The following is a 3,962-nucleotide window of genomic DNA, read 5'->3' as shown; positions in this document are numbered from 1 at the left end:
CAGAACGGATTTACCAAATTCTGCGGGCCACACGCTTACACCACAATCCAGTAAGTGGCTTGGCTACCTTCCTGCGTCACCCCATCGCTTGGCTACTACCAGTTCAGGTCCCACGCAGCCACACACAAACACCATCCGAAGATGATAAACGCATGCTTTTGGGCGGTTAGTATCACTGATTCACCATTGGTCGCACATACACGGGTACGGGAATATCAACCCGTTATCCATCGACTACGCCTGTCGGCCTCGCCTTAGGTCCCGACTCACCCTGGGAAGATTAGCTTGACCCAGGAACCCTTAGTCATCCGGCGGATGAGTTTCTCACTCATCATTCGCTACTCATGCCTGCATTCTCACTCGCATAGCCTCCAGCACTGGGTTACCCCGCACCTTCACTGGCTACACGACGCTCCCCTACCAACCCAACAAAAGTTGAGTTCCGCGGCTTCGGCGGTGTACTTGAGCCCCACTACATTGTCGGCGCAGAACCACTCGACCAGTGAGCTATTACGCACTCTTTCAAGGATGGCTGCTTCTAAGCCAACCTCCTGGCTGTCTTCGCGATCCCACATCCTTTTCCACTTAGTACACTCTTAGGGGCCTTAGCCGGCGATCTGGGCTGTTTCCCTCTCGACTACGAAGCTTATCCCCCGCAGTCTCACTGCCGTGCTCTGACTTCCCGGCATTCGGAGTTTGGCTGATGTCGCTAAGATGATAGTCCCGCTAAACCAACCAGTAGCTCTACCTCCGGCAAGAAACACACGACGCTGCACCTAAATGCATTTCGGGGAGAACCAGCTATCACGGAGTTTGATTGGCCTTTCACCCCTACCCACAACTCATCCCCTCAGTTTTCAACCTAAGTGGGTTCGCGCCTCCACAGCATCTTACTGCTGCTTCACACTGGCCATGGGTAGATCACCCCGCTTCGGGTCCAGGACATGCCACTCAAACACACTCGTTAGTATTCGCTTTCGCTACGACTACCCCACCAATCGGGTTAACCTCGCGACATGCCGCTGACTCGCAGGCTCATTCTTCAAAAGGCACGCCATCACCCCACAAGGAGGCTCTGACGGATTGTAAGCACACGGTTTCAGGTACTATTTCACTCCCCTCCCGGGGTACTTTTCACCATTCCCTCACGGTACTATCCGCTATCGGTCACAATAAGTATTCAGGCTTACCGGGTGGTCCCGGCAGATTCACAGCAGATTCCACGAGCCCGCTGCTACTCGGGGCAACTCAACAACCCCACACACACATGTTTTCACGTACCGGACTCTCACCGTCTACGGCAGGCCATTCCAAACCACTTCCGCTAACACACGCGCATGGGGCACGGTCGTGGCAGCACCGCACATCAAGACCCCACAACACCACACACGCAACCCCTGCCAGGTATCACACGCATATGGTTTAGCCAATAATCCACGTTCGCTCGCCGCTACTAGCAGAATCATTATTATTTTCTTCTCCTACGGGTACTGAGATGTTTCACTTCCCCGCGTTCCCTCCACACCAGCTATGAATTCACTGGCGGGTGACCGCACATAACTACGGCCGGGTTTCCCCATTCGGACATCCTCGGATCAACGCTCTATTGGCAACTCCCCGAGGCTTAACGCAGCCTTACACGTCCTTCATCGGCTCATCATGCCAAGGCATCCACCGTGCGCCCTTCACAACAATTCACACAACACACACACCACACAAACAACCCACTTAAGTGGGCATCGCATAGATGCGCAATCAGGCAATATCATCAGGTGAACAAACACACAACAACAAAAAATTGCATTACAAAAAAAGAAGATACTCGCGTCCACTATACAGTTCTCACACAACACAAACAGCACACACAATGGCCACACACAGTGACCATGCCATGCACCATTTTCCACGGAGACATAATGCTCCAGACACCCAACAGACGCAACAAACCAAGCCCCAGACACACACAGTGTGTCCAGATTTTAAAAATTCCACCAACTACCCACCACAGGGCAGCCACCAAACACTCACACCACCAACCACCACAAGGGCTGGCCGTGCCACGTTGAACAGTTCCATTTACATGGGATGTGCTTTTCTACCCACAATCAATCATTACTAAAAACTCCTTAGAAAGGAGGTGATCCAGCCGCACCTTCCGGTACGGCTACCTTGTTACGACTTCGTCCCAATCGCCAATCCCACCTTCGACGGCTCCCTCCACAAGGGTTAGGCCACCGGCTTCGGGTGTTACCAACTTTCATGACGTGACGGGCGGTGTGTACAAGGCCCGGGAACGTATTCACCGCAGCGTTGCTGATCTGCGATTACTAGCGACTCCGACTTCATGGAGTCGAGTTGCAGACTCCAATCCGAACTGAGGCCGACTTTAAGGGATTAGCTCCACCTCGCGGTATCGCAACCCACTGTATCGACCATTGTAGCATGTGTGAAGCCCTGGACATAAGGGGCATGATGATTTGACGTCATCCCCACCTTCCTCCGAGTTAACCCCGGCAGTCTCTCGCGAGTCCCCACCATTACGTGCTGGCAACACAAGACAAGGGTTGCGCTCGTTGCGGGACTTAACCCAACATCTCACGACACGAGCTGACGACAACCATGCACCACCTGTACACCAGCCACAAGGGAAGACGCATCTCTGCGCCGATCCGGTGTATGTCAAGCCCAGGTAAGGTTCTTCGCGTTGCATCGAATTAATCCACATGCTCCGCCGCTTGTGCGGGCCCCCGTCAATTCCTTTGAGTTTTAGCCTTGCGGCCGTACTCCCCAGGCGGGGCGCTTAATGCGTTAGCTACGGCACGGAAATCGTAGAAAGATCCCCACACCTAGCGCCCACCGTTTACGGCATGGACTACCAGGGTATCTAATCCTGTTCGCTCCCCATGCTTTCGCTCCTCAGCGTCAGTTACTGCCCAGAGACCTGCCTTCGCCATCGGTGTTCCTCCTGATATCTGCGCATTTCACCGCTACACCAGGAATTCCAGTCTCCCCTACAGCACTCTAGTTATGCCCGTATCGCCTGCAGACCCGGAGTTAAGCCCCGGGCTTTCACAGACGACGCGACAAACCACCTACGAGCTCTTTACGCCCAGTAATTCCGGACAACGCTTGCACCCTACGTATTACCGCGGCTGCTGGCACGTAGTTAGCCGGTGCTTCTTATCCAGGTACCGTCACCACAAAAGTGGCTTCTTCCCTAGCGAAAGAGGTTTACAACCCGAAGGCCGTCATCCCTCACGCGGCGTCGCTGCATCAGGCTTGCGCCCATTGTGCAATATTCCCCACTGCTGCCTCCCGTAGGAGTCTGGGCCGTGTCTCAGTCCCAATGTGGCCGTACACCCTCTCAGGCCGGCTACCCGTCGTCGCCTTGGTAGGCCATTACCCCACCAACAAGCTGATAGGCCGCGGGCTCATCTCGTACCGAAAAACTTTCCACCTTCCACACTAAAAGAAGGTCCTATCCGGTATTAGACCCAGTTTCCCAGGCTTATCCCGAAGTACGAGGCAGATCACCCACGTGTTACTCACCCGTTCGCCACTCGAGTACCCTGCAAGCAGGGCCTTTCCGTTCGACTTGCATGTGTTAAGCACGCCGCCAGCGTTCGTCCTGAGCCAGGATCAAACTCTCCATAAAAGCCATATCGGCGCTATATAAAAGAGCCAAATCAGCTGGCAAAAATAAAACAAAAACTACTGACAAAAAATAAAAAATATTTCCATCAAAAACCTGATCAACGCTCAAACAGCCCACGGGGGTGGACCTCACATCAACCAGCCACAGTAGACAACCAACCCCCGACACAGACGTCAGACAGGGCCAGGTGATTTACGTATTCACACAAAAAATACTGCGCGCGTTACCGCACAGGTGGAACACATCATCCAACAACCAACAAACACACCAACCAGTAACCCACACCACAAGGGGGCGTCAAGTGCTC

General features: G+C 53.7%; 2 rRNA genes. Both read right to left on the bottom strand.

Annotated elements, in window-relative coordinates:
* A 23S ribosomal RNA gene (locus tag IM764_RS10280) occupies positions 1-1,698 on the bottom strand; the annotation flags it as partial.
* 432 nt (positions 1,699-2,130) lie between these two features.
* Positions 2,131-3,655: ribosomal RNA gene (locus tag IM764_RS10275) — 16S ribosomal RNA — on the bottom strand.
* Between the last annotated feature and the right edge of the window lie 307 nt (positions 3,656-3,962).

This window comes from Corynebacterium sp. ED61 (assembly GCF_015233855.1).
In the GTDB taxonomy this organism is placed as follows: Bacteria; Actinomycetota; Actinomycetes; order Mycobacteriales; family Mycobacteriaceae; genus Corynebacterium; species Corynebacterium dentalis.
This window is presented reverse-complemented; position numbering and strand designations above follow the sequence as displayed.